This is a genomic window from Kitasatospora sp. NPDC059973 (assembly GCF_042737525.1).
Lineage (GTDB): Bacteria > Actinomycetota > Actinomycetes > Streptomycetales > Streptomycetaceae > Kitasatospora.
Genome location: NZ_JBHWUI010000008.1, coordinates 14,569 through 40,836 on the forward strand (window position 1 = coordinate 14,569; position 26,268 = coordinate 40,836).

Genomic DNA, 26,268 nt, shown 5'->3' on the forward strand with positions numbered 1-26,268 from the left:
GACCGCAGTGCACCAACGCTCTCGCACGCCCAAGGCGCTCGGCGCCGGCCTGGCCGCCGTTCTGAGCCTCGGCCTCGCCGCACCGGCCGCGCTGGCCGTTCCGGCCGCGCCGGCCGCCGACACCGATCCCGTCCCCACCCTGGTGGACGGCCAGGAGACCGCCACCCCGCAACTGGTCACCGGTCTCCATGAGCCGGCGCCGGGCAGCCCGGCCGACGCCGCCCGGGCCCACCTCGCGGCGCACCCGGAGCGCTACCGGATCGACCCGGGGCAGCTCACCGAGGTCGCCGCCGAGCGCGGCGCCGACGGCCGGAGCACCGTCAGGTTCCAGCAGTACCACGGCGGTGTGCCCGTGCTGGGCGCGCAGTACCTGGTCCGCCTGACCGGTGACGGCGCCGGCCAGCGGGTCGAGTCCGTGGGCGGCAAGTACTTCACCGGGCTCACCGCGCCGACGACGGCCACCGTCCCGGCCGCCGTGCTGCGCGACCTGGCGCTCGGCGAGATCAAGGACCAGGGTGCCCGGGCCGGTGCCACCGTGGAGGACCACGGCGCGGTGGTCGTGCCCGGTGGCACCGGCCGGCTGGCCCAGCACTTCACCGTGCGGGCCGCGGACCCGGCGGGCGGCGGGCAGGCCCGCGAGATCTACGTGGACGCGAACCTCGGGGTGGTCGCCCTCGTCCACGACTCCCGCTCCTCGGCCCCGGCGGGCACCCCGGGTAGCGGCGCCGCCCAGGGCGCCGCCACCGGGGCGGCGGCCGGGGTCGAGCCCGCCACCGGCACCGCGCCGGACTTCTTCGGCCGCCCGGTCAAGGTGGGCATCGGCCGCCTCCCGGACGGGAGTTACCAGTTCAGCGACCTCACCCGGCCGGCCGCCGTCACCACCTACGACGCGGCCGGCGAGGGGGTCGGGCCGGGCCTGCCCACCGACCTCGCCGTGGTCCACGCGCCCGGTCCGGACTTCCCCGCCGCCACCGGCACCGTCGGCGCCACCGACGCGCACGTCAACGCCGGTATCGTCTACGACTTCTACCGCGACCGGCTCGGCCGGGACGGGCTGGACGGCAAGGCCGGACCGATCATCTCGGTGGTCAACGCGACCGCGTGGGGCGAGCCGCTCGCCAACGCGTCCTGGGACGGCACCAAGATGGTCTACGGCGGTGGCAACGACAAGTTCCGCCCGTTCTCCGTCGCGCTCGACGTGGTCGGCCACGAGATGACCCACGGTGTCGTCGAGAACACCGCCGGGCTGCTGATGGCCGGCCAGACCGGCGCCATGGACGAGGCGCTGGCGGACTACTTCGGCAACGCCATCGAGGTGACCGCCCGGGGCATCCCGATGACCGACCCGAAGGCGGGCCTGCTCGGCGAGAACCTCTGCCGGACCGGTACCCCGGAGGCCTGCGCGGGGAACCGGCGGCTGGACAACCACCGGACCACCGTCGACGACTACCTCGGCGTGCCGACCGACGTCGACAGCGGCGGGGTGCACCTCAACTCCACCATCTTCAGCGGCGCGCTCTGGGACATCCGGCGCACCCTGGACCCGCTCACCGCCGACCGGGTGGTCTACCGCGCGCTCGCCGCCTACCTCACCCCGCTGGACGACTTCGTCGCGGGACGCAACGCCGTCCTCGCCGCGGGCCAGGACCTCGGGCTCAGCCGGGCCCAACTGCGGACGGTGGCCGGGGCGTTCGACGCCCACGGGATCCGGGCCGGCTGGCAGAGCCGGATCGGCACGGACAGCCGCACGCTGCTGCGCGGCATCACCGGGACGGGCGCCCCGGCGGTGGCGGCCGGCCGCTGGGTGATGGCCAGCGCCGAGCGGCCCGGTGCCACCGAGGCGCTGTACACGGGCCCGATCACCGGAGGCGGCAGCCCGACCCGGCTCAGCCCGGAGGACGGGCGCGCGCACGGCTACCCCGCCACCGACGGCACGTCCGCCGCGTGGATCTCGCTCGGCGGCCAGGGCCAGGACAGCTGGAAGATGGAGGTGCTGACCCGCTCGCTGGCCGGCGGCCCGGTCCGTACCCTCTACTCCTCCCCGTCGCGGCTCCCCGCCGACGTCAGGGTGTCCGGCGGCGACATCGCGTTCCGGGCGAGCGACCCGAGCGTCAACCTGAACCGGGTGTTCCTCTCCCACGACGGCGGACCGGCGGTGCCGCTGCCGCTGCCCGCCGGCCACGACGTGCTGAGCGTGACGCTCAAGGACGGCGTCCTCGGCTGGACCGAGCGCTGGGTGGGCGACCAGGGAACCGACGTCTACGCGCCGACCGTCTACTCGATCGCGCTCGGCAAGGTCACCGCCCAGTACGTGGTGCCGGCCTCGAAGGCGAAGGTCGGACCGGCCCTGCTCACGGGCGGGCGGCTGGTCTGGACGGAGGCCTCCGGCGACGGCGGCAGGCGCACCTCGATCCGCTCCGGCGCGGTGGACGGCTCCGGGGTGACCGACGTGGTGTCCGGTGACGGGCCGAACGCCCCGTCGAACGGGACCCTCACCGCCTCCGACCGGGCCGTCACCTACCAGGTGGGCACGGACGAGCAGCGGGGCGAGTGGAGCAACGCCGCGCTGCCCAAGCTCTGGCAGGTGCCGCTCGCCGGCGGCACGCCCGAGCGGGTCTCCTGCAACCGCGGCGGCCAGTACCGGCCCGCCGCCGAGCAGGGCACCCGGGTGGTCTGGGTGGACGCCACCGCCGGCCGCAGCGACCTGGTGGTCCGCGACCGGCCGGCCGGCGGCTGCTGACCCTCCGCGCACTCGCTGCCCTCCGCGCCCGGCGGGCCCGCACCCCTCGTGCGGGCCCGCCGCCGATCTGCCGGGCGCTCGGTCGGGCGGCTGGGCCGGTCACGGCCCGGCGCGGCGGCCGACGAGGTCGGCGAAGTACTGGCGGTCCCGCAGGGCCGGGGGCAGCGGGTGGCCGAGCAGGACGTGCAGGTTGCACGCGGCGAGGGTGTAGGCGTGGAAGAGCAGGTCCGTGGTGGTGTCGGCGCCCAGCTTGCGCAGGACGGTCGGGGTGCCGCTGCTGCGGCGGGCCAGGTCCTGCCAGGCGGCCCGGCTCCGCGGGTCGTCGCCGAGGGCATCCAGCACCTCCTTGGCGCGGGTGGCGCGCTCCGGCCAGCGGTCCCCGGCGGCGGCGTACGCGTCGGCCACCCGGGTGGTCTGGGTGGACGCCACCGCCGGCCGCAGCGACCTGGTGGTCCGCGACCGGCCGGCCGGCGGCTGCTGACCCTCCGCGCACTCGCTGCCCTCCGCGCCCGGCGGTGGGCCCGCAACCCCTCGTGCGGGCCCGCCGCCGATCTGCCGGGCGCTCGGTCGGGCGGCTGGGCGTCCGGTCACGGCCCGGCGCGGCGGCCGACGAGGTCGGCGAAGTACTGGCGGTCCCGCAGGGCCGGGGGCAGCGGGTGGCCGAGCAGGACGTGCAGGTTGCACGCGGCGAGGGTGTAGGCGTGGAAGAGCAGGTCCGTGGTGGTGTCGGCGCCCAGCTTGCGCAGGACGGTCGGGGTGCCGCTGCTGCGGCGGGCCAGGTCCTGCCAGGCGGCCCGGCTCCGCGGGTCGTCGCCGAGGGCGTCCAGCACCTCCTTGGCGCGGGTGGCGCGCTCCGGCCAGCGGTCCCCGGCGGCGGCGTACGCGTCGGCCACCCGGTACGGGGACTGCGCGATGTGGACCAGCGCGCTCACCGGGGCGCCCTCGGGTGCGGGGCGCTCGGACCACCGCACCAGGGTGTTGCGCCGATGGCTGGTGGTGACGTCGTACAGCACGCTCTTGATCCGCAGCAGGGCGGCCAGTTCGCCGACCAGCGGGATCCGGGACCGGGGGAGCGGGCGCCAGGTCATCCCGGCGGAGGCGTTGACCACGACGATCTCGTCGACCTCGTACTGCGCGGGCGGCCGGTCGGCGCGCCGGGCCCGGTCCGCGAGCGCGGTGAGCCACTGGTCGGCCATGTTGTCGTAGACCCCGCCGTCCGTCAGCACCAGCTCGGCGGCGGTCGCGGCGGGATCGCCGCCGCCCGGACCGGCGGCGGACCCGTTCGGACCGGCCGCCGCGTAGTGCCGGGCGGCGGGGAGACGCCGGACGGCGAAGGCGCCCGGCAGGCAGGCCGAGACCTGCACCGCGGTGGACAGCGCGAGGTCGCCCGGGCCGCCGGTGCCGAAGCGGTACCCGTAGGTGAAGGCGGGCGAGAGGTAGAAGTGGTCGCCGCTCTGCAGTTCCGTGGCGCAGAAGACGTGGTCGACCGAGCGCCGCACGTCGCGCAGCCCGGTGGCGACGCCGTCCCGGTTGAACAACTCGCGCGCCAGGGCCGTGTCCACGACGGCGCTGCGCCGTTCGAAGAACAGCAGCGCACCGGCGGACAGCAGCAGACCGGCCACCAGCAGGAGGCCGGAGAGGAGCCGGACGCCGTCGACCGCCGCGACGACCACCCCGGTGAGCGTGACCGCGGCGGCCGCGCCGCCGAGCACGAACAGCGAGCGCACGTACGCGTTGGTCGACGGGCCCCAGAAGAACAGGCCGGTGTGGGCGCAGTGGCGGATCAACGGGCGGACGCGGTCGGCGAACTCCGCGCCGGGGCCGTCGCGGTAGTCGGTCTCGTGGGCGACCACGCCGTTCGCGACCGAGCCGCCGGACACCGAGGAGATCGCCACCACCTCGCGGTGCCGGCCGACGTCGGCCAGGTAGATGAGGGCTCCGATGCCCCACATGGTGGCGCGGTAGCCGCCACCGGAGAGGGCCACACCGATCTTCGCCATGTCAGACCTCCACGGTCGTGCCCGCCGCCGGAGCTGCCGGCGTCGCCGGGCCTGCCGGGCCTCCCGGGCCTGCCGGGGTCGGCGGGCCCGGCGGGCCCGGCGGGTAGACGGCGGTGTAGCCGAGCGTCCGCTGCCGGTCGGGGTCGGCCCACGGATCCGTCGTGGGGCTGCGGTAGTTGAACACCAGCTCCGGCGGCCCCGGGGTCCGCTCCGGGGTGCCGATCAGGCGCAGCACGGCGGCCCGGTCCGGGTGCTTGAACTTGTCGCCGTTCGTCGAGATCAGGAAGCGGCGGGTGGCGAGCAGCGCCAGCAGCTCGTCCGTGGTGTTGGCGGCGCTGCCGTGGTGCGGCACCTTGAGGGCGTCCACCGCCAGCCGGTCCATGCCGGGCTCCGGACCGCGCTCCGGACCGCGCTCCGCCAGGAGCCGGGTCAGACCGCGCGCCAGGACGTCGCCGTGGCCGTCGCCGGTGAGCAGGACGCGGTGGTCGCCGACCTCCAGCAGGAACGCGATGCTCGATCCGTTGGGGACCGAGCCGTCCACCCGCTCGCCGCCGAGGAGGTCGTCGGCCAGGCCGCGCAGATCCTTGCGGCGGGCCAGCCGTTCCAGCGCCTCCCCGGGGCGTCCGGGGGTCACCCCGAGGCCCTTGAGGACCTTGGTCCATTCCTTGCGCAGCGCGAGCAGCTCCGCCCCGCCCGGGGACACCACGGTGACGCGGGCGCCGCCCGGCAGCACGGCCGAGGGCAGCGGCCCGCGGGCCGGGACCCGGACGGCGGGCGCCTCCACCCGGGCCGTGCGGAACGCCGCGTTCCAGGCGAGGTGCTGGCTGCCGATCAGGGCCTGGAGCATCTCGCCCTGGTCCGCGCCGAGCAGGTCGGCGTCCTGGGTGAGCTGCGGCCAGCCGTTGAACCAGACGTCGCCGATCGACAGGCCGAGCGCGGTCCGGTCCTGGAGGAGGCGTACGACGCCCTCGATGTGGTCGGCGTCCACGTGCGTCACCACCAGCACGTCCAGGTGCCGGTCCGGCTTCGGCAGCGCCGAGACGCGGTCGAAGACGGCCCGGTAGGTGGTGTTCGGTCCGCCGTCGACGAGCATCCGGTGGACCTCGCCGCCCGGCCCGGGCCACTCGATCCACAGCGCGTCGCCGTGTGCGGCGGGCAGCAGTTGCACGGTGATCACGGCGTGCCTCCCACAGGGGTTCCGGCCGCGTTCGCGTTCGCGGTCGTGCTGATGGCCGTGTTCCCGGCCGGGCTCTCGACGAGCCAGCGGGCGTCGCCGAAGGCCACGATCGACATGGCGAGGGTGAACCCCCGGGCGAGCAGCAGCCGGCGGATGTCACGCACCAGCTCGCCGATGCTCTTCCCGTCGCTGGCCCGGTCGGCGAGCGTCGCGGCCCCGATGCCCGCCATCACGGCGGCCTGCCGGCCCAGGGTCGGTACGAGGGTCGCGACCACCACGGGGGCGCTCTCCTGGAGGAACTTCGCCGCGACGTTCTGCCAGCGCACCTCGGCCTGTGCCATGGTGCAGCCGAGCAGCATGACGACCGGGCCGGTGCCGCCGTCGTGCCGGTCGGACAGGATGTACCGGCGGTCGATCAGCACGGCGGCGAGCCTGCTCGGCCGGTTCGTCTTGCCGATCTCCAGCACGGCGGTGCTGCCCTCGTCGCTCGCGTTGTGCGGCAGGGCCACCAGCAGGGGCGGGCCCTGGGCCCTGACCACCTGCCGCCAGGCCCGCCAACTCGTCGCCGTGTGCAGCCCGTCGGCGCCGAACGAGGTGCGGAGCACCGCCGCCGTGGCCGTGCGGTCCTGCGCCCGGACCTTGTCGCTCGCCGCGAAGAGCACGCTGTCGACCGGCCGCAGCGCCCGGCCGCGCCCCGTGGCGTCCGGCTCGACGACCGTGCCGGTGAGCCGGTCCCGCTCCACCCGCCGCTCGATCTCCATGCGCAGGCCCCAGAACCCGAGGGGGCAGATCGTCCGGCGGCCGGTGCCGTCGGTACTGCCGGCGCCGCGGCGACAGGAGCAGGTGCCGGCCGCCAGGGCCTCGCGCCAGTGGGCGCAGAGCGTGGCGCCGTCCCGCGGGTAGCCGTAGTCGTAGACGAACTCCACCGGCCACAGTTCGGCCGCCTCGGCCGAGACCACCTGGAGGAAGGTGACGTCCTTCAGGCTCCCCAGGCCGAGCGTCGCCAACTGGTCGAACAGGGTGCTGCCCTGCTGGGCGAGGCCGCGCAGCAGGGCGTCCGGCGGCGGGAGTTCCGTCGCCGGCGCGCCGAGCTGCCGGTCGAGGTCGTCGGTGAGGAGCTGCTGGATCAGAGCCCTGAACCGGTCGAGGTCGGCGAGCCGGACGGGGGTGCTCGTCCCGTTCAGGCGGATGTCGGCCCGGTCGTCGCTGTCGATGCGGATGACCGCCGCCCGGCGGTCACCGGTGCCCGCGGAACCGGCGGTGTCTGCGGTGTCGGTGCTGTCGGAGCTGTCGGTGCTGTCAGTGCTGTCGGAGTTGTCGCTGAGGGAGCTGAACACCTCGCCGTGCACGGTGATCTCCCGACCGGCGACGGGTCGGTCGGCCGCGCCGACCGGACCGGTCAGCTCCAGCCGCTGCAACAGCCGGTCCCGGTGGTAGACGCGGGCGCCGCAGCGGATCTCCCGCTCGTCCGGCCCCACCGCGACCGGGAACACGGCCTCGCTGGACGCACCCCGGTCCGGCAGGACGATTGCCTTGGAGGTGTGGCGGCTCGCGCTGCTCCGCTCCTCGTAGAACTCGACGACGAGACGCGCCCCGGTTCCTCGGAACGACAGCCCCTCCTCCGGGAACTCCTCGGCGGCCGCGTGCCATTCGGGGCTGCCGGGCCCGACGCGGAGGTGGATGTCGTGCACGGCGCCGGGCAGGAACGCCTGCCGGCGCGGTTCGCCCGTCGCTCGGACGGCGACGAGCGCCTGGAGGAAGCGGGCATCGGGCCGGACGGGTGCCGGCCCGGCCCGGCGGGGCACCCGCAGGCCGGGGGTGACGGCGCGCTTGAACCGGCCTCCGAGGTGTCGGAGGGCGCCGGCCCGCGTGACAGGGCGGATCGTCACCCGCTCCGCCGGTGCGGGCAGCGAGGGTAGTGGGATGTTGTCTGCCTGGTAGACCGCCTCACTGGCTCCCCCGGACCCGGCCCGGTATGGCAGTGCGTCGGACAGCGCGCGGCGCTCGACCAGCCCGGGGCGGGCCACCGTCAGCCAGGAGCCCGCCCGGGCCGCTGCCTCGTCCAGTGGGCGGTCGTCGAGCAGCCCGTGGACCAGCAGGCGGAGCCAGTCGGCGGCACCGGTCCCGGCGAGGTCGGCGACGATCCAGCCGGAGGCCCCGAGCCCGCGCGCCGCGCCGTCGAGCCGGACCAGTTCGGCCTGCCCGGGCGGCTGGGGGGCGTACCACAGCACGCAGGTGGCGCGAACGCCGTCGCGGTGCTGCTCCAGCAGGGTGAGCCCGGTCGCACCGGAGACCACCAGGAGGTCGTCCGGCTCACCGGGGGTGTAGGTGTCCGCGATTCTCGGATCGGAACTCAGGCCGTCGAAGATTTCCTCGGCCGGGTCGGCCCCCACGGCGCCGACCCGTAGGGGCCGGTGCCAGGGCGGATCCGGTGCCAGGCTCACGTCCGCGACGTATACCGCGCCGACGGCGGGGCGCAGGGCGGATAACCGTTCGACGAGCGGGCGCCGGTGGCTGGGCGGTACGTCGTGCAGGGCCAGCCGGACGGGGGCGGTGCCCGCGACGGCCTCGTCCCAGGCGCGGGTCAGCTCGTCCTGGAGCCCGGTATCCCCGGCGATCCGGGTGCGGATCCCAGGCGGCAGTCGCCACGCCCACGGCCCCCGCTCCGGCACGCCGAGCGCCCCGAGTGCTCCGCCGGTCGGGCCCGCACCCTCCCCACCCATCAGACCCGCGGCCGCCAGGGCCGCCGGCGCGATGGAGAGGACCTCGCTCAGCTCAGCCATGGGACACCTCGTCACCGGCTCCGCCAGGAGGCCACCCACGACCAGGTCGGTCTCCCGACCCTTCCACTCTGCCACAGACGGGGTGGCCCCCGGGGGATACCGCCCGCGGGCAAGGACTGCGGTCTCAAACGTTGAACCGTCGAGCAGTTGACTCTCCGGCGGCGCGCATCAGGTGCGCGGCAGTGATCCCACAGCGGCGAGGAACTCGGGGAGCGACCCGTCGTGGCCGGGCAGAAGCTCGGCCGCCGCCCGCCAGAAACCGGGGCCCGCCGCTTCGGCGGCCTGCCCGACCAGTTCGGCGCAGCGAGTGGCCCAGGCGTCGCGTCCGGGGGCCCGCCGGGGGAGGTGGTGGCCGTGGCGCAGGGCTTCCCGCGCGGGCCGGATCGCGGCGAGCAGTTCACGGTCGTCGAGCACCGCCGCCCGGCGGACGCGTTCGATCAGGTCCGACGCGGTGGAGGTCGTCCGCAGGTCGGCGAGTGCGGCCCGGGCGGTCGCGGGCCCGTGCGGGGCCAGTCGGGTCAGCCGCTCGCGGGGCAGGGCACGGGCCAGTTCGTCGGGGAACCCGGTGCGGTCGGCGAGCACGCACAGCACCGGCTCGGGCAGCGGGGTCCGCGCGTGGGCCCGCACCAGTTCCGCCCACGGCGGGCCGCCGCAGGCGTGGCGGCTGCCGTCCAGCACCGCCTGTGCCTCGACCGGCCCGGCGCACCGCCGGAGCCGGGCCGGCAGGTCCGCGGCGGGTGGCTCCGGCGGCCGGCGCTCGGCCAGCAGGCGGCGCAACTCGGCGTCCGTGTGGGCGAGATGGTCGATGAACTGGTCCAACCGGTCGTCCAGGCCGTGGAGCCAGGCCCGGATCGCGGTCGCGTCCCCGTCGCCGTACACGCCCAGGGCCCAGCGGGCGAAGAGCGCCCGGGGCGGCACTCCCGCCCGGTGGAGCCGGTCGAGGACGGTCCGGGCGAAGTACTCCCTGGTCCGGAGCCGGCGCAACGGGTGCTCGGCCATCGCGGCCAGTTCGTCGTCGCCGAGCTGCCCGACCAGCGCGGCCAGCACCTCCGGCGGCGCCTGCACGAGAACCCGCAGGTCGGGCCGCCCGGTGGCCCCGACTGCCGGGCGGCCGAGGCCCCGGAGCAGGCCGCGCAGGCTGCCGCGGTGGCCGGGGAACCGCTCCGCGGCGGTGCGCCAGGCCCCGGGATCGGCGCCGGTCCCGGCCCGCAGCGCCGCGCCGACGGCCTCCCAGAAGCCGTGGACCTGCCAGTGGTTGTGGTCGTAGCCGTCGACGGCCGCGACCAGCAGGTCGACCCTCGGGGTGGCGTGCAGCAGGTCGGCCGCGTTCTCCCCGGTCAGCACGTGGCGCAGCAGTGACGGCCGCAGCTCGCCGATCCGGGCGAGCCCCGGTCGCCAGGCCCAGGGTGGCAGTTCCTGCTGCCGGGCCACCAGACGGTTCGCCACCGCCGGCTCCCAGGGGGTGAGCAGCTCGGCGGTGAACGCGTCGGGGCAGTCCCGGCGCGCGATCAGGGCGCGCCGCTGGCGGCGCTCGAACGGCTCCCGGCGATGGGCGGCGGCGAGCGCCGGCCAGTCCACGGGGGCGGCGGCCAGCACCGCGTCGCACTCCAGCACCGACCGGGCCGCGCGCAGCCCGGCCGTCGGATCGCCCGTCCCGGCGGCCACGGGGCCGCCGTCGGTGCGGGCCGGACGGTGGCCCGGCCCCCGCACCCGCGCGGCCTCGGCGGCCACGTGCTCGGCGCCGCCCAGTTCGGCGATCGCCCGGCGGTGCGCCTCCGGTGGCAGCAACGAGGCGACCCAGACCAGCAGTTGTACCGCCTGCGCGGCGCGCCACCGCTCCTGCCCGTCGTCCACCGACCCCACCGTCCTACGCCCCCGCCCCGCCCCGGGGCACGGGCCACTCTGACACAGCGGCCCGGGTCCGGTCCGTCCGGCGGTCGTGCTGCGGCCCCGGAGTGGGTAGTCGGCCCGGCCGACTTCCCACTCCGAGGGTGACGGGGAGGTCCCGTTCCGCACGGCCCTCGTCCGGGGCCCGGGTCCCGGACCGGGTTCAGGCGGGCTGGTGGTCCGGCTGGGGATACCCGATCTCGGCGATGTCCTCGGCCAGCTCGCCCAGCTCGACCTCGGGGTTGAGCAGGGACACGAGGTCCTGGCTCAGCGGTCGCAGCGCGAACACCCGGCTCACCGCCTCCAGGTCCACCGCGGTCTCGTAGTAGTCCTCGGCGAACCGCTGGTAGGCCTCCGGCGAACGGTCGAGCAGGAGGGCGAACAGGCCCGTCGACCCGTCGGGATCGGCGGTGTCCCCGGGGAAGTCGATCGACCCGTGGTGCCACCGGTCGTCCGCCGGTCCCCGCCACAGGCAGGCGGTCACCACGGGCACGCCGTCCTCGTCGGTGAACGCGGGCTCCTCGACGAAGCGCCCGAAGGGCTCGGGGACGCCGTCGACCACTCCCGGCCAGGGCTCGCCGTCGTTGCCGTACGGGCTCATCGGCGATTCGTGGGCGAAGCCGCGCAGGTAGACGCCGGCCGCCGAGAACACGATGGAGTACTCGTCCCCGGACCCGTCGCGCATCGAGGCCATCTCCTCGCCGTCCGCCCAGCCGCCGTCGAAGGAGTGGTACCGGCCCTCCCAGTCCGGGCTGAGGATCGCGTCCAGCATCGCCAGCGAACGGCACAGGTCCCGAAGGTCGGCGCCGGCGGGGAGGCGGCGCGCCACGTCATGAACGGTCATGCGCTCATCGAACCCCGTGCCAACGACACCCGGCCGCCGCAGGCCGTCGGCCCGCGTAACGGCAGCGGCCCCCAGGGGCCGTGGAGTGGGAAGTCGGCCCGGTCGACTTCCCACTCCACGGCGTACGGCGCGTCAGCGGTGGACGCCCCAGGAGAGGGTGTCGGTCAGGGTGGCCCGGAGCTTGGGGTCGATCACGGCCGTCGTCGGGTCGGTGGCGACGGCGGAGAGCCGGTGGCGCAGGCCCTTCGGGCCGAAGAGGGGCAGGTCGGCGAGGGTGACCGCGGTGCGGTCGCGCCAGGTGATCAGCTCGAAGCCGTCGAGGTACCAGCGCAGCCGGGTGCCGGGGGCGGGCAGCTCGACGGCGAGCCGGTCGGCGGGGGTGAGCGGGGTGGTGGTGGGGGTCGGGCTGCTGAGGGTGGTCGCGTAGCGGTAGAATCCGGCGATCATGGCCTCGCGGCCGGGGAGGTTGAACTCGCGGCCGAGCGATCGCATGATCGAGTTGTCGGTGGGCCGGTAGAGGCCGGTCGGGTAGTAGCCGCCGCCCTCGTACGCGCCGACGGTGCCGCCGTCGGGGGAGGTCCGGCCGAGCCAGCGGTACCACTTGGCGCGGGTGCGGCGCAGCTGGTCGGCGGTCAGCGTGGTGATGTTGGCCTCGGTCGGTTCGTCGCCCTCGTAGCTGCCCTGGCCCTCGTAGGAGTACTCGTCGGCGAGGAGGCCCAGGGAGTGGCCGGTCTCGTGCACGGCGACCTGCCCGGAGCGGTCGTTGCCGCCCGAGACCGTGGCGATGCCGGAGTACCCGAGCGGGGAGACCACGTCGTTGTAGCCGGCGCCGCCGTACTTGGCGCTGTTGGCGACCACGAGGACGAGGTCCGCCTTCGGCGCCTTGGCGGCGTAGCGGTCGACGGCGGTTGTGTCGACGCAGAGCAGGCGTTCGACGTCCTCGCACCAGAAGTAGGAGCCGAGGGCGGTCTGCCGCACGGTGGCCCGGTCCGGGTCGCCCGTGATGCCGGACTCGGTGGAGACGGCCTGCACGGCCCAGACGTTGAAGAGTGAGCGGTAGGTCGTGTAGGGCTCGACGCCGGTGATCTCCTGCCACTTGGTGGCGGCGTCGGCGAGGAACTTCTGCTGTTCGGCGGCCGTGTAGCCGTCACCGATCACCACCACGTCGAGCTTGCTGTCGGTGCTGCCGTTGCTGACCAGCGGGGTGACGGTGCCGTCGCCCGCGGGGGGCCCGGCCAGCGACTGCGGGGCGACGAACGGCGAGGCGGCGGGCACCCGGGCGCGGCTGATGCTGCCGTCCTCGGCGAACGCCTCGACCTGGTGGGCGCCGGGTCGCGCGCCGGTCACGGGCGCGCCGGTGGCCGGCGGGGTGGCCGGGGCGGCGGTGGCCGGGACGGCCCAGGAGCAGAGGGCTGCCAGGGCCGTGACGCCGGCCAGGGCGGTGGTGGCGAGCCTGCGGTGACGCACGGGGACCTCCGGGAGGGGCGGGGGTGGGCGGTGCTGGGGCACGGTGCGGCGGAACGCCGGCGGGGGTGCTTAAGTGTCGAGATAATCGGACTGAAACAGGGAGTTAATCTAAGCCACTGTCACGTCCACGACAATAGGGCGGGACGAGAACCGGCCGACACCCGACGGAAGGGGCGCACATGACCTCGGAACAGGACCCGGCCGACATCGGCCGACGCGTCCGACAACTGCGCAGGGAACGGCACTTGACACAGCGCATGCTCGCCGAGCCCGCCTACACCGCCGCCTACGTCTCCACCGTCGAGGCCGGCCGGGTACACCCCTCGGAGGCGGCGCTGCGCCATCTGGCCGAGCGCCTCGGCGTCACCTTCGACGAACTCGCCACCGGCCGGCCGGCCCACCTGGCCACCGAGCTGGGCATCGCCCTGGCGGACGCCCAGAGCGCCCTGGCCGACGGCGACACCGCCGAGGCGGCCCGCCGCTTCACCGCCGTCCGGGACCGCGCCGACCACTACGGCGTCGAGTCCGTCCGCCCCGCCGCCCTGCTCGGCCTCGGCGACTGCGCACTGGAGGCCGGCCGCCTCGACGACGCCAGGGAGCACTTCGAGCAGGCCGAGCGCCTCCTGGCCGACGAGCCGCTGCCGCGCCGCGCCGCCGCGATCCGCGGCCGGGCCGTCGCCCACCTGCTGGCCGGCGAACTGCGGTACGCCTGCTACCTGCTGGAGACCGCCATCGACCGGCTCAACGCCGGCGGCCTGCACGACCCGGACGCGCTGCTCCTGCTGTACTCGGCCGCCATCGGCCCCTACATGGACATGGGCGCCCACGCCCGCGCCGCCCAGGCCGCCGAACTCGCCCTCGCGCTGGCCCCCGACGCCACCGACCCCGCACTGGTCGCCGGGCTGCACCGCAGCGTGGCCCGCACCCTGATCGCCGACGGCCGGGCGGCCGAGGCCGACGCCTCCCTCGCCAAGGCGCAGGCGCTCTACCAGCGCCTGCGCCTCACCTCCGACCTGGCCAAGTGCCACTGGATGCGCGGCTACGTGCACGCCCAGGCCGGCGACCTGGCCCGCGCGGAGGACGAACTGCGCACCGCCCGCGCCATGCTGGCCTCCCGGCAGGCGGAGCTGTTCACGCACCAGGTGGACGTCGAACTCGCCGACGTCCTGCGCCGCCGCGGCCGGCACGAGCAGGCCGACGACCTGCTGCGCAGCCTCCTCGACCGGATCGGCCCGGACCGCGGCACCGTCCACGCCGCCGGGGCGCACCGGCTGCTCGGACTCATCGCCGAGGACCGGGACGACCCGGACACCGCCGAGCGGCACTACGTCGACGCCCTCGCCCTGCTCGAACGGGCGGGCGCGGCGGGCGACCTCGCCGACCTCTGCCGCCTCCTGGGCGACCTGCTGCGCCGCACCGGCCGGGTGGAGCGCGCCCTGGACGTCTACCGGACCGGCCTCGGCCACCGCGCCGCCCCGGGCACCACGACCCTCGGCCCGGCCCCGGCCGCCCCGCCGATCCCGACGTCGGCCGGTCCGGCCACGGCGGGCCCGACGACGCCCGGCCCGACGACGACCGGCCCGGCCACGACGGGCCCGGCCACGACGGGCGGGTAGGCGGGCGAGGGGGCGGACGGGTAGGCAGACGGTCAGGCGGGCGATCCTCCGGGCGTCGGGTGCGCCCCGTCAGTCGTGGAAGTCGCTCGGGCGGACGCGGTAGACCTGGAGGTTCAGCCCGTAGTACTTACCGGTCTCGCCGACCCACTCCATGCCCAGCCGCTTCGCCATCGCGATGGCGCGGGTGTTGTTCGGCCGGGCGACGGCGAACAGTTCCTCGGCCTCCTGCGTGAACGCCCAGGCGATCAGGGCGCGGCCGGCCTCGGTGGCGTAGCCCTTGCCCCAGGCGTCGGGGGCGAGCTGCCAGTTCATCTCCAGGTCGTCCTCGAACGGCGGCAGCAGCCGGATGCCGAGACCGCCGACGACAGCCCCGTCCTCCTTGCGCTGCACGGCCCACCGGCCCCGAGGGGGCGGCAGGTTCGGCTGCGCCTCCTGCCAGGCCTGCAGCACCGACCGCATCGCCGCCACATCGGCGACGCGGTCCATCGCCGGGGTCAGCCAGTGGGCGACGTCCGGCGAGCCGTAGATCGCCAGAGCGGCCTCGGCGTCGTCCGGGGACCAGTCCCGGATGATCAGCCGGTCGGTGGTCAGCGAGATGTCCATGGGCCGGAACCTCCTCGCGCATCCTGAAGCACATCATCCCCCCGCCCGCCGGTGTGTGCGCGAGGAGCCCGCAGTGGCCGGGACGAGGAGCCCGCGGCGGGGGTGCGGCGCCGGGTGAACCGCCCGCCCTTGCCGTGCCGGGTGCCCGTGCCCGGACCCCCGGGCCGGTGCGGTTCGGGCGGATTCGGTGGATGCCGGGTCAGCCGGAGCGGGGCGGGGTAGACCGGGTGGGGGACAGCCACGCGTGGGGGCCGCCGAGGTCCCGAGGGGGAGACATGGCATATCTCGTCGAGCTGCCGGTCGGTGCGGCGGACGGCCGGTCGGACATCGTGAAGGTCGAGATCGAGCAGGCCGCGGAGGGCCTGGTGCAGGTCGCCCGGCCGGGGCAGGTGGTGGCCCGTGCCACCCGGTCCCTGGGCGAGCTGCTGGCCGGGGTGCGGCCGGTGGCGCAGGACTTCGTCGACGGGTTCCGGGGCATGGTCCACGCGCCGGACGAGATCGGCATCGAGTTCGGACTGTCGTTGTCCGCCGAGGCGGACGTGATCATCTCCAGTACCTCGGCCCAGGCCAACTTCAAGGTCTCGCTGACCTGGCACCGGTCCCCGGTCGACGAACCGGGCGGGGGTGTCGAGCCGGCGGCGGAGCCCGCGTCGTGACCGGGCCGGGCCCCGGGCCGGGCACCGGCCCCGTCGGAGGAACGGGACCGGGAACGGGACCGGTGCCGGGCACGGGACCGGGAAAGCGAACGGGACCGGGGAGCGGGGCGAAGGCGCTGGACGCGGCGGTGCTGCGGGTGCACGACGCGCTGGCCCGACCGGTCGGTGCGGGCTTCCTGGTCACCCCCGAGCTGGCGCTCACCTGCGCGCACGTGGTCTCGGCGGCGCTCGCCGGTCAGGGCGTGGAGGCGGGTGTCGGATCCTGGGTCTTCGTGGACCTGCCGCTGCTGCCCAGGTCACCGGCGAGGCCCGCGCCGGACGGGTCGCCCAGGTCGGACGGCCCGCCCGGGTCGCCCGGCCCGGACGGTTCCCCCGGCCCGGAGGGCCCCGACGGGCCCGCCGTGGCGGGAGCGATGGCGGTCGTCGTGCACTGGGTGCCGCGCGCCTCGGACGGCAGCGGGGACGTCGCACTGCTGCGCCTGGCCGCCCCGTTGGCCGGCGCCCGTCCGGTCCGGCCGGTGGAGACCAGGTCCGAGGACGTCTGGGGCAACCCGGTGCGGGTGTTCGGGTTCCCGGTCGGCCGGTCGGACGGGGTCTGGCACTCGGGCGTGCTGCGGGACCGGCAGGGCGGCGGGTTGATGCAGGTCGACCTCGCCGCGGGCGGCTACCGGGTCTCCGGAGGGTTCAGCGGGAGCCCGGTGTGGGACGACCGGCTCGGCGGAGTGGTCGGCATGGTGGTGGTGGCCGAGGCGGGGGACCCTGCGGCGAGCTACCTGATCCCCACCGACGGCCTGATCGCGGCCTGGCCGGAACTGCGGGCCGTCGCGCTGGCGCCGTCGCCGTTCCGCAGCCTGACCTCGTTCAGGGAGTCGGACGCGCACGTGTTCCACGGCCGGCGGGCCGAGAGCGAGGAGGTGGCCCTCCTGTCGGCCCGCGAGCGCTGGGTCACCGTGGTCGGCCCGTCCGGCTCCGGGAAGTCGTCGCTGGCCATGGCCGGCGTGGTGCCCCGTCGTCGTGCCGCCGGCGCGCTGGCGGTGATCCTGCGGCCGGACTCCGGCAGCACCCCGCTGACGGCGCTCGCCGCCGCGCTGCTGCCGCTGCTGGAGCCGGAGCTGTCGGAGACGGAGCGCCTGCTGCGGATCCCCGACCTGGCCGCCGTGCTGGCCCGGCCCCAGGGCATCGCCGATCTCGCGCCCCGGCTCCTGGAACGGCACGGTGCCCGCCAACTGCTGCTGGTGCTCGACCAGTTCGAGGAACTCCTGGCGTTCGACCGGGCCGCCGTCGACGACCTGGCCGCAGCGCTGTTCACCGACGCCCTGCCGGGCACCGTCCGGATCCTGACGACCCTGCGGGCCGACTTCCTGGAGGCGGCCCTCGCCCATCCGCGGCTCGGCCCGGTGATCAGCCGGCAGGTCTACGCACTGGGGCCGATGAGCCGCGAGCAGCTCTCCGAGGTCGTCACCGCTCCGGTCGAGGCCGTCCCGGGGGTCCGCTACGCGCCGAACCTGGCCGAGCGCCTGCTCGACGACACCGGAGCCGAGCCGGGCGCCCTGCCGCTGCTGGGCTTCACCCTGGACCTGCTCTGGCGCGACCAGAGCGCCGGACTGCTGACCCACGAGGCGTACGAGGGGCTCGGCGGGGTGAAGGGCGCCCTGGGCGGCTACGCCGCCGGCGTCCTCCGGCGGGAGGTGCCCCCGGCGGACGAGCAGGTGGCCCGCCGCCTGTTCACCCAGCTCGTCCGGGTGCCGATGGGCGCCGTGTCGGCCACCCGGCGGACCGCGCTTCGCACCGACCTCGGCGAGGACGAGTGGCGCATCGCCCAGGCCCTCGCCGCCGACCGCCTGCTGGTCACCGGCCGCAGCGCCGAGGGCGTCGAGACGGTGGAACTCGCGCACGAGGCGTTGATCAACGCCTGGGACAAGCTCCGGGGCTGGGTCGAGGAGGACCGGGCCTTCCTCGCCTGGCGGGAGGTCCTGCGGCACGACCGGGACCGCTGGGAGCGCAGCGGGCGGCCCCGCGACCTGCTGCCGACCACGACGGCACTGGCGGGCGCCCAGCCGTGGCTGCGCGGCCGGCCCGGGTACCTGAACGAGGCCGAACGGGACTACCTGGAACGCGGGCGGGTCCACCGGCGGTCGCGCAAACGGCGGTGGCGGTGGACGGCCGCGCTGCTGTGCGTCCTGCTGGTGGCCGCCACGGCCGGGGGAGTGCTGGCCGAGCGGCAGTCGGACGCCGCCGCCCGGCAGGCCGCGATCGTCCATTCCAAGGGCCTGGCAGCACGCGCGCAGACGCTCGGCAGCACCGATCCCGGGCTGGCCGCCCAGCTCGCGGTCGCCGCCTACCGCGCCTCCCCCACGCCGGAGGCCTCCGCCCAGCTGTTCGACCTGAGCGGCAGCCTGCTGAACAGTGTCGTCGGCGAGGCCGGCGGCCCGGTCCTCATCCTGGCGACCGCCCTGCACGGGACGCTGGCCGCCGCGCTGAACGAGGACGGAGCGGTGCGGATCTGGGACCTCGCCGATCCGTCCGCCCCGGCCCTCCGGTCGACCGTCGACACCGGCATGGTGGGCATCGCCCTCACCCCGGACGGGTCCCACCTGGCGGGCGGCTGCGGCGGCGAGGGCCTGTGCCTGTGGAGCCTCACCGACCTCGGCAAGCCCGTGATCGTGGCCCGGCTGCCCAGGCTGTTCGACCCGTCGGACCAGCGGGTGACCGTCCCGGCCATGGCCACCAGCGCGGACGGCACTCTGCTGGCGGCGGCCGGCGGGAACGGCGACACCCTGCTCTGGTCGATCGCCGACCGCTCCGCCCCCAAGGGGCTCACCCGGCTGCGCAATCCCACCGAGGAGGGGACGACCGCCCTCGCGGCCGTCGCCTTCGCACCGCGGGGCAACCTGCTCGCCTCCACCGTCCAGGGCGGCAGGACCCAGGTCTGGGGCCTCGCGGACCCGGCGGCCCCGGCCGGCCTCTCCGCCCTGGAGACCGGGTACAAGTCGATCGCGTTCAGCCCCGACGGCACCCTGCTGGCCGCCGGCAGCCAGCGGGAGGTCGGTCTCTGGCGAGTAACGGATCCGAGCGCTCCCGATCCGATCAGGGTCGGCATGGACGGCTCCGCGAACGTCAGCGGGGTGGCCTTCGGCCGGGACAGCGACCTCCTCGCCTACGGCGGGACGGACGTCAAGGATCCCAAGGGGGACCTCTGCTTCGCCTCCCTGTCCCCGCAGGACAGGGACCTGGGTTCCACGAAGTCGAGTTGCACCAAGACCGCCTTCGGCGTCTACGCCATGGCCACCGGCGGGGCGGGCGGGCTGCTGACCGCCGGCGCCGACGGTGTGGTGCGCCGGTGGCGTTCACCGGGGCGGCAGGTCGACCAGGCCCGGCAGCCCGGCGGCCCCGACTCCTGGTCGTTCAGTCCGGACGGACACCTGATGGCCGCGCCCCAGCAGCCCCCCATGCAGATGCCGCCCCTGCAGACGCAGTCCGTCGGGATCTGGGACATCTCCGACTCAGAGGGCCCCGCCCTCGTCGCGACCCTGCCGGTCTCGGCGCGGGGCACCGCGTTCATCCGTGAGCGCGGACTGTTGACCATCGGGTGGGAGGGCGAGGTCCAGCTCTGGAACGTGAGCGATCCGCACCATCCGGTCAAGGCCGGCTCCCTGGGCACCGCCGAGTTCCCCGCTACCTCCTTGGGAATGATCCTGACGGTCGGAGTCACCTGGTCCGCCCCGGGCGCCGTCATGGCGGTGATCGGCGGCGGGGCCCTCCACCTGTGGCGGGTCGGCGACGCGCTCGACGCGGTGGAGGTCGGTTCGATCCCCGCCCCCGACTCCGGGGGCTACGACGCCGGCGTCCTGGACCACGGACGCACGGCCTACCTGGCGAGCAAGAGCGGGTTCGAATGGTGGGACATCGGCGACCCGGCGAAGCCGAGGCGCGCCGGCTCCTCGACGATCAAGCCGCCGGACGCCGCGGGCGACTCCGGCGACGGGTGGAACATGGGCTCCGCGGTGTCCCGGGGCACCGCGGCCGGGGCGGTCATGGCCGTCACGAGCACCCCGGACCTCACCTGCAAGTGCTCCTCCCTGGAACTGTTCCGGTTCACCGGGGGAGGCGAACCGGCCTCACGGGTCACCCTGCCCGGGGCCTTCGGCAACGCGCTCGGCCTGAGCAGGGACAACCGGTTGCTCGCCGCGGCCGGTAACAGCGGCAGCACGGTCACCCTCTGGGACATCACCGATCCGCAGCACCCCCGACCCCGGACCTCCGTCCAGACACTGCAGGACGTCGAGGGCATCGAGTTCGCCGAGAACGGCGAGCTCATGACCGTCTGGAACAGCACGGCCCTCGAACTCTGGGACGTCCGAGACCCCACCGCTCCCGTCCTGACGGCTCCCGTCGCCAACCCGAGCGGCGGATCGATCCGTGCGGTCGCGCTGGTGGCGGCCGGCCCGACACTCCTGGTCGCCTCCAACCAACGCGTCTCGCTGCTCGACACCGACCCCGCCGAACTCGCCGCCCGGCTCTGCTCCTACAGCACGGGCGCCATCAGCCGCTCGCAGTGGGAGAAGTACGTGCCCGAAGTCTCCTACCGGGACCCGTGCTCCAGTCGCTAGTCGCCGGGGCCTGATTCGGCGGTTGCTGTTCGGCGGGGATGCCGCGGAGGAGGAAGGGGAGGTGGGCGCCGCGGGTGAGGGCGTCGAGGGCGTGGGTGGCGCGGTGGTGCTGGTCGGGGCCCATGGTGTCGGCGAGGTGGTCGGTGTGGATGACGTGGAGGCCGCTGATGTGGTGCCGGGGGGCGGTGGTGGGTGGTGGTGGCTTGTTGGGCGCGGGTGAGGCGGCCGCCCCAGTAGACGAAGTCGATGGCTTCGGGGAGGAGTCGGGCGTCGGTGTAGTCGGTGGCGAGGATGCTGCGCAGGGGGAGGACGAGGCCGGTTTCGGTCTCGGCCGCATCCCGGTCGGGGTGAAACCCCAGGTTCTTGGGGTACCGGGGGCCTTGGCGGCGTCCAAGACTGTGGCTATGGACACCATCGAGCAGACCCGAATCACCGACAACCGGGAGATCGTGCGTGCCTTCATCGACGCACTGTTCACCCAGGGCGACCTCGCGGCGGTCGACGAGTACCTCGCCGAGGACTTCCTCAACCACGACCCGCCGGTCGGGACCGACACCAGCCGTGAGGGCATGCGCGCGGCCGCCGTGCTGTTCCGCGGCGCGTTCCCCGACTGGCACGCCATGCCCGACTTCCTCGTCGCCGAGGGTGACATGGTCGTGGAGCACTTCAGCGCCAGTGGCACCCAGCGCGGCGAGATCTTCGGCGCGCCGCCCACCGGCCGTACCGTCACGCTGCGGGGGATCAACATCTTCCGGCTCCGGGAGGGCCGCATCGTCGAGCGCTGGGGCCGGCTCGACGAGCTGGGGCTGCTGCGCCAGCTCGGGCTCGTCCCGGGCCCGGGGTAGTCGGGCGGCGTACGCTGATGTACGTGGTGGCAGGCGCGGTCGTGGAACGCCGACTCGCCGACATCGAGCGACGGTGCCGCAGCGGGCTGGACACCGCCGCGCTGGGCTCGGAGATCGTCGGCCGTCTGCGCCGGGTGGTGCCGGCGGAGGCGGCCTTCTCCGCGACCGTCGATCCGGTGACGCTGCTGTTCACCTCGGCGACCGCCGAGGACCCGCTCGGCCCCGCGACGGCGCTGTTCCTCGACAACGAGTTCGGGCAGGCGGACGTCAACAAGTTCGCGGGCCTCGCCGGGGCGGCGGATCCGGTCGGGTCGCTGGACCGGGCTACCGAGGGCAGCCGGACGGACAGCGCCCGCTACCGGGAGATCATGGCCCCGCTGGGGCTCGGCGACGAACTGCGCGCCGCGCTGGTCACCGGGCACCGCTGCTGGGGAGTGCTCTGCCTGCACCGGGAGGCCTCCTCCCCGGGCTTCACCGACGAGGAGATCGCCCTGGTCCGACGCGTCGCGCCGGTTCTGGCGGCCGGTCTGCGCACGGCGGTGACCGCGCTACCGCCTCCGAACGCCACCACCGGCCCGGACGGGGTGGGTCTCATCCTGCTCGACTCCGCGCTCAGGACGGTGTCCATGAGCCCCGAGGCCGAGCAGTGGCTGACCGACTTCCCCGACGGCGACCGGCAGGACGCGGGTCTGCTCCCGGTCAGCGTGCTCGCGGCCGCCGCCGGGCCGGTGCCCTCGACCGTCCGCGTCCGAGGGCGTTCCGGCCGGTGGCTCGCCCTGCACACCAGTCGCCTGGGCGCGCAGATCGGCGTGGTGGTGGAACCGGCCCGACCGGCGGAACTCGGCGCGGTCCTGCTCAGCGCCCACGGACTCACCGACGCCCAGACCCGGGTCGCCGCCCTGGTCATCCGGGGGCGGTCCACCCGCCAGCTGGTCGACGAACTCCACATCTCCGCCAACACCGTGCAGGAGCACCTGACCGCCGTCTTCGACAAGTTCGGTGTGCGCAGTCGCCGCGAGCTGGTGGCCGTGGTGCTGGCGGACCTGTCCGGCTTCGCCTAACGGCCGGTCCTCGTGGCGGCTGACGGCTTCGTCGGGGCCGAACTGCGGTGGACCGCCTCAAGGAGCCGGCGCAGTGCCGGGGGAGGCGGGCCGCTGCGGACCGCGAGTGACGTGGTGACGGTGAGGCCCGCGAGTGGGCGGTAGGCGATCCGGGGGACCGGGGGCAGGCCGGACACCCGGTAGAGGACCGTCCACGAGGGCGCGTCGTCGGCGATCTCGGTGAGCGTCTCGCGCAGCGTGGTGAACGGCGGCCCGGTGACCGGTGTGCCGAGGTCGGCCGCCTGCCAGGCGGCGGTGATCAGGTCGTGGAAGGGCGGGTTCCGCGCGCGCGGGGCCAGGCGCAGCGGCAGGTCGCGCAGGTCGGCCGGGCGGAGCGGATCGAGCGCGGCCGCCGGGTGGTCGGCCGGCAGGGCGGCGTACAGCGGGTCGCTCCAGAGCGGGAGCAGCTCCAGCCCGGGGACGGCGGCCGGGCCGCGTACGAAGGCGGCGTCCAGCGTGCCCGAGCGGACTTGGGCGAGCCGTTCCGGCGGGGCGGCCCGGGTGAGCCGGACGCGGAGCTGCGGCGCGAGGTCCGACAGCGCGGACAGGACGTCGTAGAGCCGGTCGCCGGGCCCGTGGACGGCGCCGAGCCGGAGTACGCCCTCGGCCCCGGCGGCGATCTCGGCCGCCACCCGGCGGGTGCGGTCGGCCGCCGCGAGGACGGCGCGGGCCTCCGGCAGCAGGCGCTCACCGGCGGCGGTCGGCCGGACGCGCCGGGTCGAACGGTCGAAGAGGATCACCCCCAGCTCGCGCTCCAGCCGCATGACCTGCTGGCTGACGGCCGACTGCACGATGCCCAGCCGATCGGCGGCGCGCCCGAACCCGCCCTCGTCGGCCACCGCCACCGCGTAGGCCAGTTGCCGGAGTTCCATGCTCCCCGTCCGTCGTCGTCCGCCGCGTCCCCGACCGATCACGATCACTGATCGGTGTCATCGCCAACTGCTCCTGGTTCACCCGCTATTCCCGCGTTCGAATGGATCCGATCAGTCGCTTACCCACGAAGGACGTACCGATGCCGACCCCGTACTCCACCACCTCCGAACCGATCCGCGAGCCGCTGCTCGTCCGGGCGGCCGACGCCGAGCGCGTCGCCCTGGCCGCGCGCAGCGCCTTCCACCTGCTGGCCGACGGCGGCGACGGTGGTGCCGACGCGCCGGGCGGCGGTGCGTTCGGCGTCAACCGCCTCGTCCTGGCGGAGGGGGCGGACGGCGCCCGGCCGCACTACCACGCGCGGTCCTCCGAGCTGTTCTACGTGCTCGGCGGCGTCGCGGAGTTCCTGCTGGGTGACCGGTCCAGGATCGCCGCCGTGGGCGACCTCGTCGTCGTCCCACCCGGGCTGCCGCACGCGTTCGGCGCGGCGCCCGGCCGGACGGCCGCCCTGCTCGTGGTGATGGCACCCGCGGTGGAGCGCTTCGGATACTTCCGCCATCTCGGCCGGGTCGCCGCCGGGCTGGACACCTTCGACCGGCTCCTCCCCGAACAGGACCGCTACGACGTGCACTTCACGGATCCCGCGCTCTGGCAGCGGGCCCGGTCCCGCGCCTGAACCGGACACCTGGGCCGGCGTGTGGTCCCGGCGGTGTGGTCCCGGCCGCTGTCAGCGCGGCGTGAGAGGCTCGCCGCATGGCGATCACGGTCGAAGAGGTGCGCACCCTGGCCCGGTCCCTGCCGCGTACCGAGGAGGCGCTGGTCAGGGACCGGGTCAAGTTCCGGGTCCGGGGGATCGTCTACCTGGCGTTCTCGCGGGACGAGACGGTCATGGGCTTCGCCTTCCCCAAGGAGGAGCGGGCGGCCCTGGTCGCGGCCGAGCCGCAGAAGTTCCTGATGCCGGAGCCGGCGGACGAGCGGTTCAACTGGGCGCAGGTCCGCACGGACGCCGTCGACGCGGCCGAGATGCGTGAACTGGTCGTCGAGGCCTGGCGGATGGTCGTCCCGAAGAAGGTCGCGGCCGAGTACCTGGGGGCGAGCGGCGCGTCGTAGCGCTCAGGCCCGTGCCGCGGACCGAAGGGTCCAGAGCCAGTGGCCGGAGGCGCCGGTGGCCGGCAGGCCGGGCCCGCCCTGCCCGTTTCCCAGGGGTCGCCTCCACCGCGGCCCGCCACTCCTCGATCGCCTACCCGGCCCGAAGAGGAAACCGCCGGGCGGGGTGCTATCCCGGGATGAAGCCGTCGTCGGAGAGCATCGCCCTCACTTCGTCGATCGAGGCGTCGGAAGCGGGCAGGATCAGCTCCGACGGCTCCAGGGCATCGTCCGGCAACGGTGTGCCAAGCCTTCGTACAGCGTCCAGCAGTTCGCCGAGCGCGCGCCGGAATCCCTCGTCGTCCCCGCTCTCGATCTCGTTGAGAAGCTCATCGTCCAGCCGGTTCAGCTCGGTGAAGACGCTGTCCGCCAGCTTCACCTGGCCCTCGCCCTGGATCCTCGCGATCATCGGTGTCTCCCATGTCTCCGTCGATCTGTCAGGCGCTCGCTCGTCGGCACCTGATCGCAGTTGCAGGTCCACAGTGCGGCGATGCGCGGGGCGCGGCCCGGCAACGCACCGGTGCGGGTGGCGCTCCCGTGGCAACGAGTTCGTCGAGGTCGGCGACCCCAGCGGGCCGGTCCAGGGCACCCGGCCGCGGACCGTCCCGCCCCGACTGCCGCAGCGTGTCGTGCCGGCCCCTGGTCGGGCCCGCCCGCGTGCCGGCCGCTTCTCCGTACGTGGCCGGCGGCGTGGGCCGGGTCAGGGAAGGAGCCGGGCGTGGTGGACGGCGGGGGAGCCGGGGCCGGGGGCGAGTGGGCCCGGCACCGGAGGGCCGGTGACGCTCTTGGTGTCATCGTCGTCGTCCGTGAACGTCGACGTGATCGAGCCCGCGGCCGAGGAGAGCACGCCGATCACGAGGAACGCCACCAGCAGGCCGCGCCCGCCGCTGCTCAGCACCAGGGGGTGGGTCCCCGACACCGGCCCGCTCGGCGCGGTGGTCGGCTCGTCGCCGAACAGCCGCTTCGGATAGGCGGAGGTGAGCATCAGCAGATACGCCAGGTACCGCATCCGGTAGCGCAGGATCGCCGCGGTGGCCTCGAACAGGGCCTGCGGCATCCGGCCCAGGATCAGGACCACCAGCCAGCTGATGAAGGCGACCGTCCACCAGCCGCTGTACAGCACGGCCTGGATGATCATCGCGGGGATGGCCAGGATGATCCGGAAGAACACCGCGAGCCGGTTGAGCTCACCGGGCCGCAGTTCGACCTGTACCGGGTAGCCCGGGGTCCGGAACGCGAAGGGCGGGTAGCGGTCGTGGGTGAGCAGCAGGTACGCGTTCACCCGGGTCTCGTAGGGGACGTACCCCGACAGGTAGTCGGCGGCGAAGCCCGGTAGCCGGCCGAGGAACAGCGCACCGAACCAGCCGATCACGGTGACGAAGAACGCCACCACCGACAGCGCCCAGACCACGATGAACTGCGGGATCAGCAACAGGATCCGCACCAGCACGGTGAGCCGGTTCTGCGGGCCCGGCGGGGACATGTCCAGCACCGGCAGCCACTCGCTGTCCGAGGGAGCGGGCGCGGGGGGAGCCTGCCACATCCGGGCCTCCAGGTCTCGACACCAGGCACGGCGGTACACCGCCGTGTGCTCCGAAGATCGCAGCCGCCCGGCGCCTTCGCGCGCTGCGCTGGGCCGCCCGGGCGACCGCCGCGCGGCGCGGAACGCTGTCGCCCGGGCCGGCCCGCGCCCTCGAGTGCCCCGCTGGACGCGGCTGATTCGTACACTTCCGCTGATTTGGATGATCGAAATCGCGCTTTGAATGGTCTTCTGTCGATCATGGTCGATCAGTTTCTGGCATCGAGCCTCTCACCCCGGTGTCGAGAGGAATGATCGCAACGGCGGTCGGCCGTGCCGCTGCTGTGTCATGTCTCGGCCATGCAGTGCTCATGTGTGGGGGTGCCCGGTTGCCAGCCATCGACG

General features: G+C 75.0%; 19 protein-coding genes. 8 read left to right on the top strand and 11 right to left on the bottom strand.

Annotated elements, in window-relative coordinates:
* The first annotated feature begins 7 nt into the window (after window positions 1-7).
* Window positions 8-2,740 (top strand): M4 family metallopeptidase, encoded by a 2,733-nt coding sequence (locus tag ACFWA9_RS03890; protein WP_380382828.1) that lies wholly within the window; start codon window positions 8-10, stop codon window positions 2,738-2,740.
* A gap of 99 nt (window positions 2,741-2,839) precedes the next feature.
* Here ACFWA9_RS03890 and ACFWA9_RS03895 read toward each other — a convergent pair whose 3' ends face one another.
* The 7 genes from ACFWA9_RS03895 to ACFWA9_RS03925 form a co-directional block, all read right to left on the bottom strand.
* Complete coding sequence (locus tag ACFWA9_RS03895) at window positions 2,840-3,169, bottom strand: hypothetical protein (protein WP_380382830.1); 330 nt, start codon at window positions 3,167-3,169, stop codon at window positions 2,840-2,842.
* Window positions 3,170-3,327: 158 nt separating this feature from the next.
* The gene (locus ACFWA9_RS03900) at window positions 3,328-4,740 is read right to left on the bottom strand and encodes a hypothetical protein (protein WP_380382832.1); all 1,413 of its coding nucleotides are present in this window, start codon (window positions 4,738-4,740) and stop codon (window positions 3,328-3,330) included.
* A 1-nt stretch (window position 4,741) separates the two neighbouring features.
* A complete protein-coding gene (locus ACFWA9_RS03905) occupies window positions 4,742-5,917 on the bottom strand; it encodes a ComEC/Rec2 family competence protein (protein WP_380382834.1) in 1,176 nt (391 codons plus the stop codon).
* Window positions 5,914-8,700 carry a hypothetical protein gene (locus ACFWA9_RS03910; protein WP_380382836.1) on the bottom strand — a complete coding sequence of 929 codons (2,787 nt, stop codon included), beginning with the start codon at window positions 8,698-8,700 and terminating at the stop codon, window positions 5,914-5,916. The genes ACFWA9_RS03905 and ACFWA9_RS03910 overlap by 4 nt, the downstream gene beginning before the upstream one ends.
* 168 nt (window positions 8,701-8,868) lie before the next feature.
* On the bottom strand, window positions 8,869-10,554 hold the full coding sequence (locus ACFWA9_RS03915; protein ID WP_380382838.1) for a hypothetical protein: 1,686 nt from the start codon (window positions 10,552-10,554) through the stop codon (window positions 8,869-8,871).
* A gap of 196 nt (window positions 10,555-10,750) precedes the next feature.
* Window positions 10,751-11,431, bottom strand: a complete 681-nt coding sequence (locus tag ACFWA9_RS03920) for a hypothetical protein (protein ID WP_380382840.1) — start codon at window positions 11,429-11,431, stop codon at window positions 10,751-10,753.
* A 132-nt stretch (window positions 11,432-11,563) separates the two neighbouring features.
* On the bottom strand, window positions 11,564-12,898 hold the full coding sequence (locus ACFWA9_RS03925) for a M64 family metallopeptidase (RefSeq protein ID WP_380382842.1): 1,335 nt from the start codon (window positions 12,896-12,898) through the stop codon (window positions 11,564-11,566).
* A 179-nt stretch (window positions 12,899-13,077) separates the two neighbouring features.
* Here ACFWA9_RS03925 and ACFWA9_RS03930 point away from each other — a divergent pair, with 179 nt between their 5' ends.
* Window positions 13,078-14,514, top strand: a complete 1,437-nt coding sequence (locus ACFWA9_RS03930; RefSeq protein ID WP_380382844.1) for a tetratricopeptide repeat protein — start codon at window positions 13,078-13,080, stop codon at window positions 14,512-14,514.
* 69 nt (window positions 14,515-14,583) lie between these two features.
* Here the strand turns inward: ACFWA9_RS03930 and ACFWA9_RS03935 are convergent, their stop codons facing one another.
* Entirely contained in the window at window positions 14,584-15,117 is a 534-nt protein-coding gene (locus ACFWA9_RS03935) for a GNAT family N-acetyltransferase (RefSeq protein WP_352298526.1), read from the bottom strand.
* 275 nt (window positions 15,118-15,392) lie between these two features.
* On the opposite strand from ACFWA9_RS03935, the gene ACFWA9_RS03940 reads away from it, so the two are divergent.
* From ACFWA9_RS03940 to ACFWA9_RS03955, 4 genes are all read left to right on the top strand, one after another.
* On the top strand, window positions 15,393-15,773 hold the full coding sequence (locus ACFWA9_RS03940; RefSeq protein WP_380382846.1) for a CU044_2847 family protein: 381 nt from the start codon (window positions 15,393-15,395) through the stop codon (window positions 15,771-15,773).
* A 62-nt stretch (window positions 15,774-15,835) separates the two neighbouring features.
* Window positions 15,836-20,383, top strand: a complete 4,548-nt coding sequence (locus ACFWA9_RS03945) for a trypsin-like peptidase domain-containing protein (protein ID WP_380382848.1) — start codon at window positions 15,836-15,838, stop codon at window positions 20,381-20,383.
* A 404-nt stretch (window positions 20,384-20,787) separates the two neighbouring features.
* Complete coding sequence (locus ACFWA9_RS03950; protein WP_380382850.1) at window positions 20,788-21,228, top strand: ester cyclase; 441 nt, start codon at window positions 20,788-20,790, stop codon at window positions 21,226-21,228.
* A gap of 23 nt (window positions 21,229-21,251) precedes the next feature.
* A complete protein-coding gene (locus tag ACFWA9_RS03955) occupies window positions 21,252-22,289 on the top strand; it encodes a LuxR C-terminal-related transcriptional regulator (protein WP_380382851.1) in 1,038 nt (345 codons plus the stop codon).
* On the opposite strand, the gene ACFWA9_RS03960 is transcribed toward ACFWA9_RS03955, so the two are convergent.
* Window positions 22,286-23,200 (bottom strand): LysR family transcriptional regulator, encoded by a 915-nt coding sequence (locus ACFWA9_RS03960; RefSeq protein WP_352296796.1) that lies wholly within the window; start codon window positions 23,198-23,200, stop codon window positions 22,286-22,288. The genes ACFWA9_RS03955 and ACFWA9_RS03960 overlap by 4 nt on opposite strands.
* 140 nt (window positions 23,201-23,340) lie before the next feature.
* On the opposite strand from ACFWA9_RS03960, the gene ACFWA9_RS03965 reads away from it, so the two are divergent.
* Both ACFWA9_RS03965 and ACFWA9_RS03970 read left to right on the top strand, forming a co-directional pair.
* Window positions 23,341-23,874 carry a cupin domain-containing protein gene (locus ACFWA9_RS03965; RefSeq protein ID WP_380382853.1) on the top strand — a complete coding sequence of 178 codons (534 nt, stop codon included), beginning with the start codon at window positions 23,341-23,343 and terminating at the stop codon, window positions 23,872-23,874.
* Between the two features lie 77 nt (window positions 23,875-23,951).
* The gene (locus tag ACFWA9_RS03970) at window positions 23,952-24,308 is read left to right on the top strand and encodes an MmcQ/YjbR family DNA-binding protein (RefSeq protein ID WP_380382855.1); all 357 of its coding nucleotides are present in this window, start codon (window positions 23,952-23,954) and stop codon (window positions 24,306-24,308) included.
* 166 nt (window positions 24,309-24,474) lie between these two features.
* Here ACFWA9_RS03970 and ACFWA9_RS03975 read toward each other — a convergent pair whose 3' ends face one another.
* Together ACFWA9_RS03975 and ACFWA9_RS03980 are read right to left on the bottom strand one after the other, a co-directional pair.
* The gene (locus ACFWA9_RS03975; protein ID WP_359839869.1) at window positions 24,475-24,753 is read right to left on the bottom strand and encodes a hypothetical protein; all 279 of its coding nucleotides are present in this window, start codon (window positions 24,751-24,753) and stop codon (window positions 24,475-24,477) included.
* 291 nt (window positions 24,754-25,044) lie between these two features.
* Window positions 25,045-25,887: a DUF4389 domain-containing protein gene (locus ACFWA9_RS03980; RefSeq protein WP_359811167.1), complete on the bottom strand. Its 843-nt coding sequence runs from the start codon at window positions 25,885-25,887 to the stop codon at window positions 25,045-25,047.
* Window positions 25,888-26,268: the final 381 nt, after the last annotated feature.

Coding starts and splice junctions, on each gene's coding strand:
- ACFWA9_RS03930 (WP_380382844.1), top strand. CDS start 13,078: ATGACCTCGGAACAGGACCCGGCCGACATCGGCCGACGCGTCCGACAA.
- ACFWA9_RS03910 (WP_380382836.1), bottom strand. CDS start 8,700: ATGGCTGAGCTGAGCGAGGTCCTCTCCATCGCGCCGGCGGCCCTGGCG.
- ACFWA9_RS03965 (WP_380382853.1), top strand. CDS start 23,341: ATGCCGACCCCGTACTCCACCACCTCCGAACCGATCCGCGAGCCGCTG.
- ACFWA9_RS03950 (WP_380382850.1), top strand. CDS start 20,788: ATGGACACCATCGAGCAGACCCGAATCACCGACAACCGGGAGATCGTG.
- ACFWA9_RS03900 (WP_380382832.1), bottom strand. CDS start 4,740: ATGGCGAAGATCGGTGTGGCCCTCTCCGGTGGCGGCTACCGCGCCACC.
- ACFWA9_RS03940 (WP_380382846.1), top strand. CDS start 15,393: ATGGCATATCTCGTCGAGCTGCCGGTCGGTGCGGCGGACGGCCGGTCG.
- ACFWA9_RS03980 (WP_359811167.1), bottom strand. CDS start 25,887: ATGTGGCAGGCTCCCCCCGCGCCCGCTCCCTCGGACAGCGAGTGGCTG.
- ACFWA9_RS03975 (WP_359839869.1), bottom strand. CDS start 24,753: ATGATCGCGAGGATCCAGGGCGAGGGCCAGGTGAAGCTGGCGGACAGC.
- ACFWA9_RS03960 (WP_352296796.1), bottom strand. CDS start 23,200: ATGGAACTCCGGCAACTGGCCTACGCGGTGGCGGTGGCCGACGAGGGC.
- ACFWA9_RS03970 (WP_380382855.1), top strand. CDS start 23,952: ATGGCGATCACGGTCGAAGAGGTGCGCACCCTGGCCCGGTCCCTGCCG.
- ACFWA9_RS03920 (WP_380382840.1), bottom strand. CDS start 11,431: ATGACCGTTCATGACGTGGCGCGCCGCCTCCCCGCCGGCGCCGACCTT.
- ACFWA9_RS03935 (WP_352298526.1), bottom strand. CDS start 15,117: ATGGACATCTCGCTGACCACCGACCGGCTGATCATCCGGGACTGGTCC.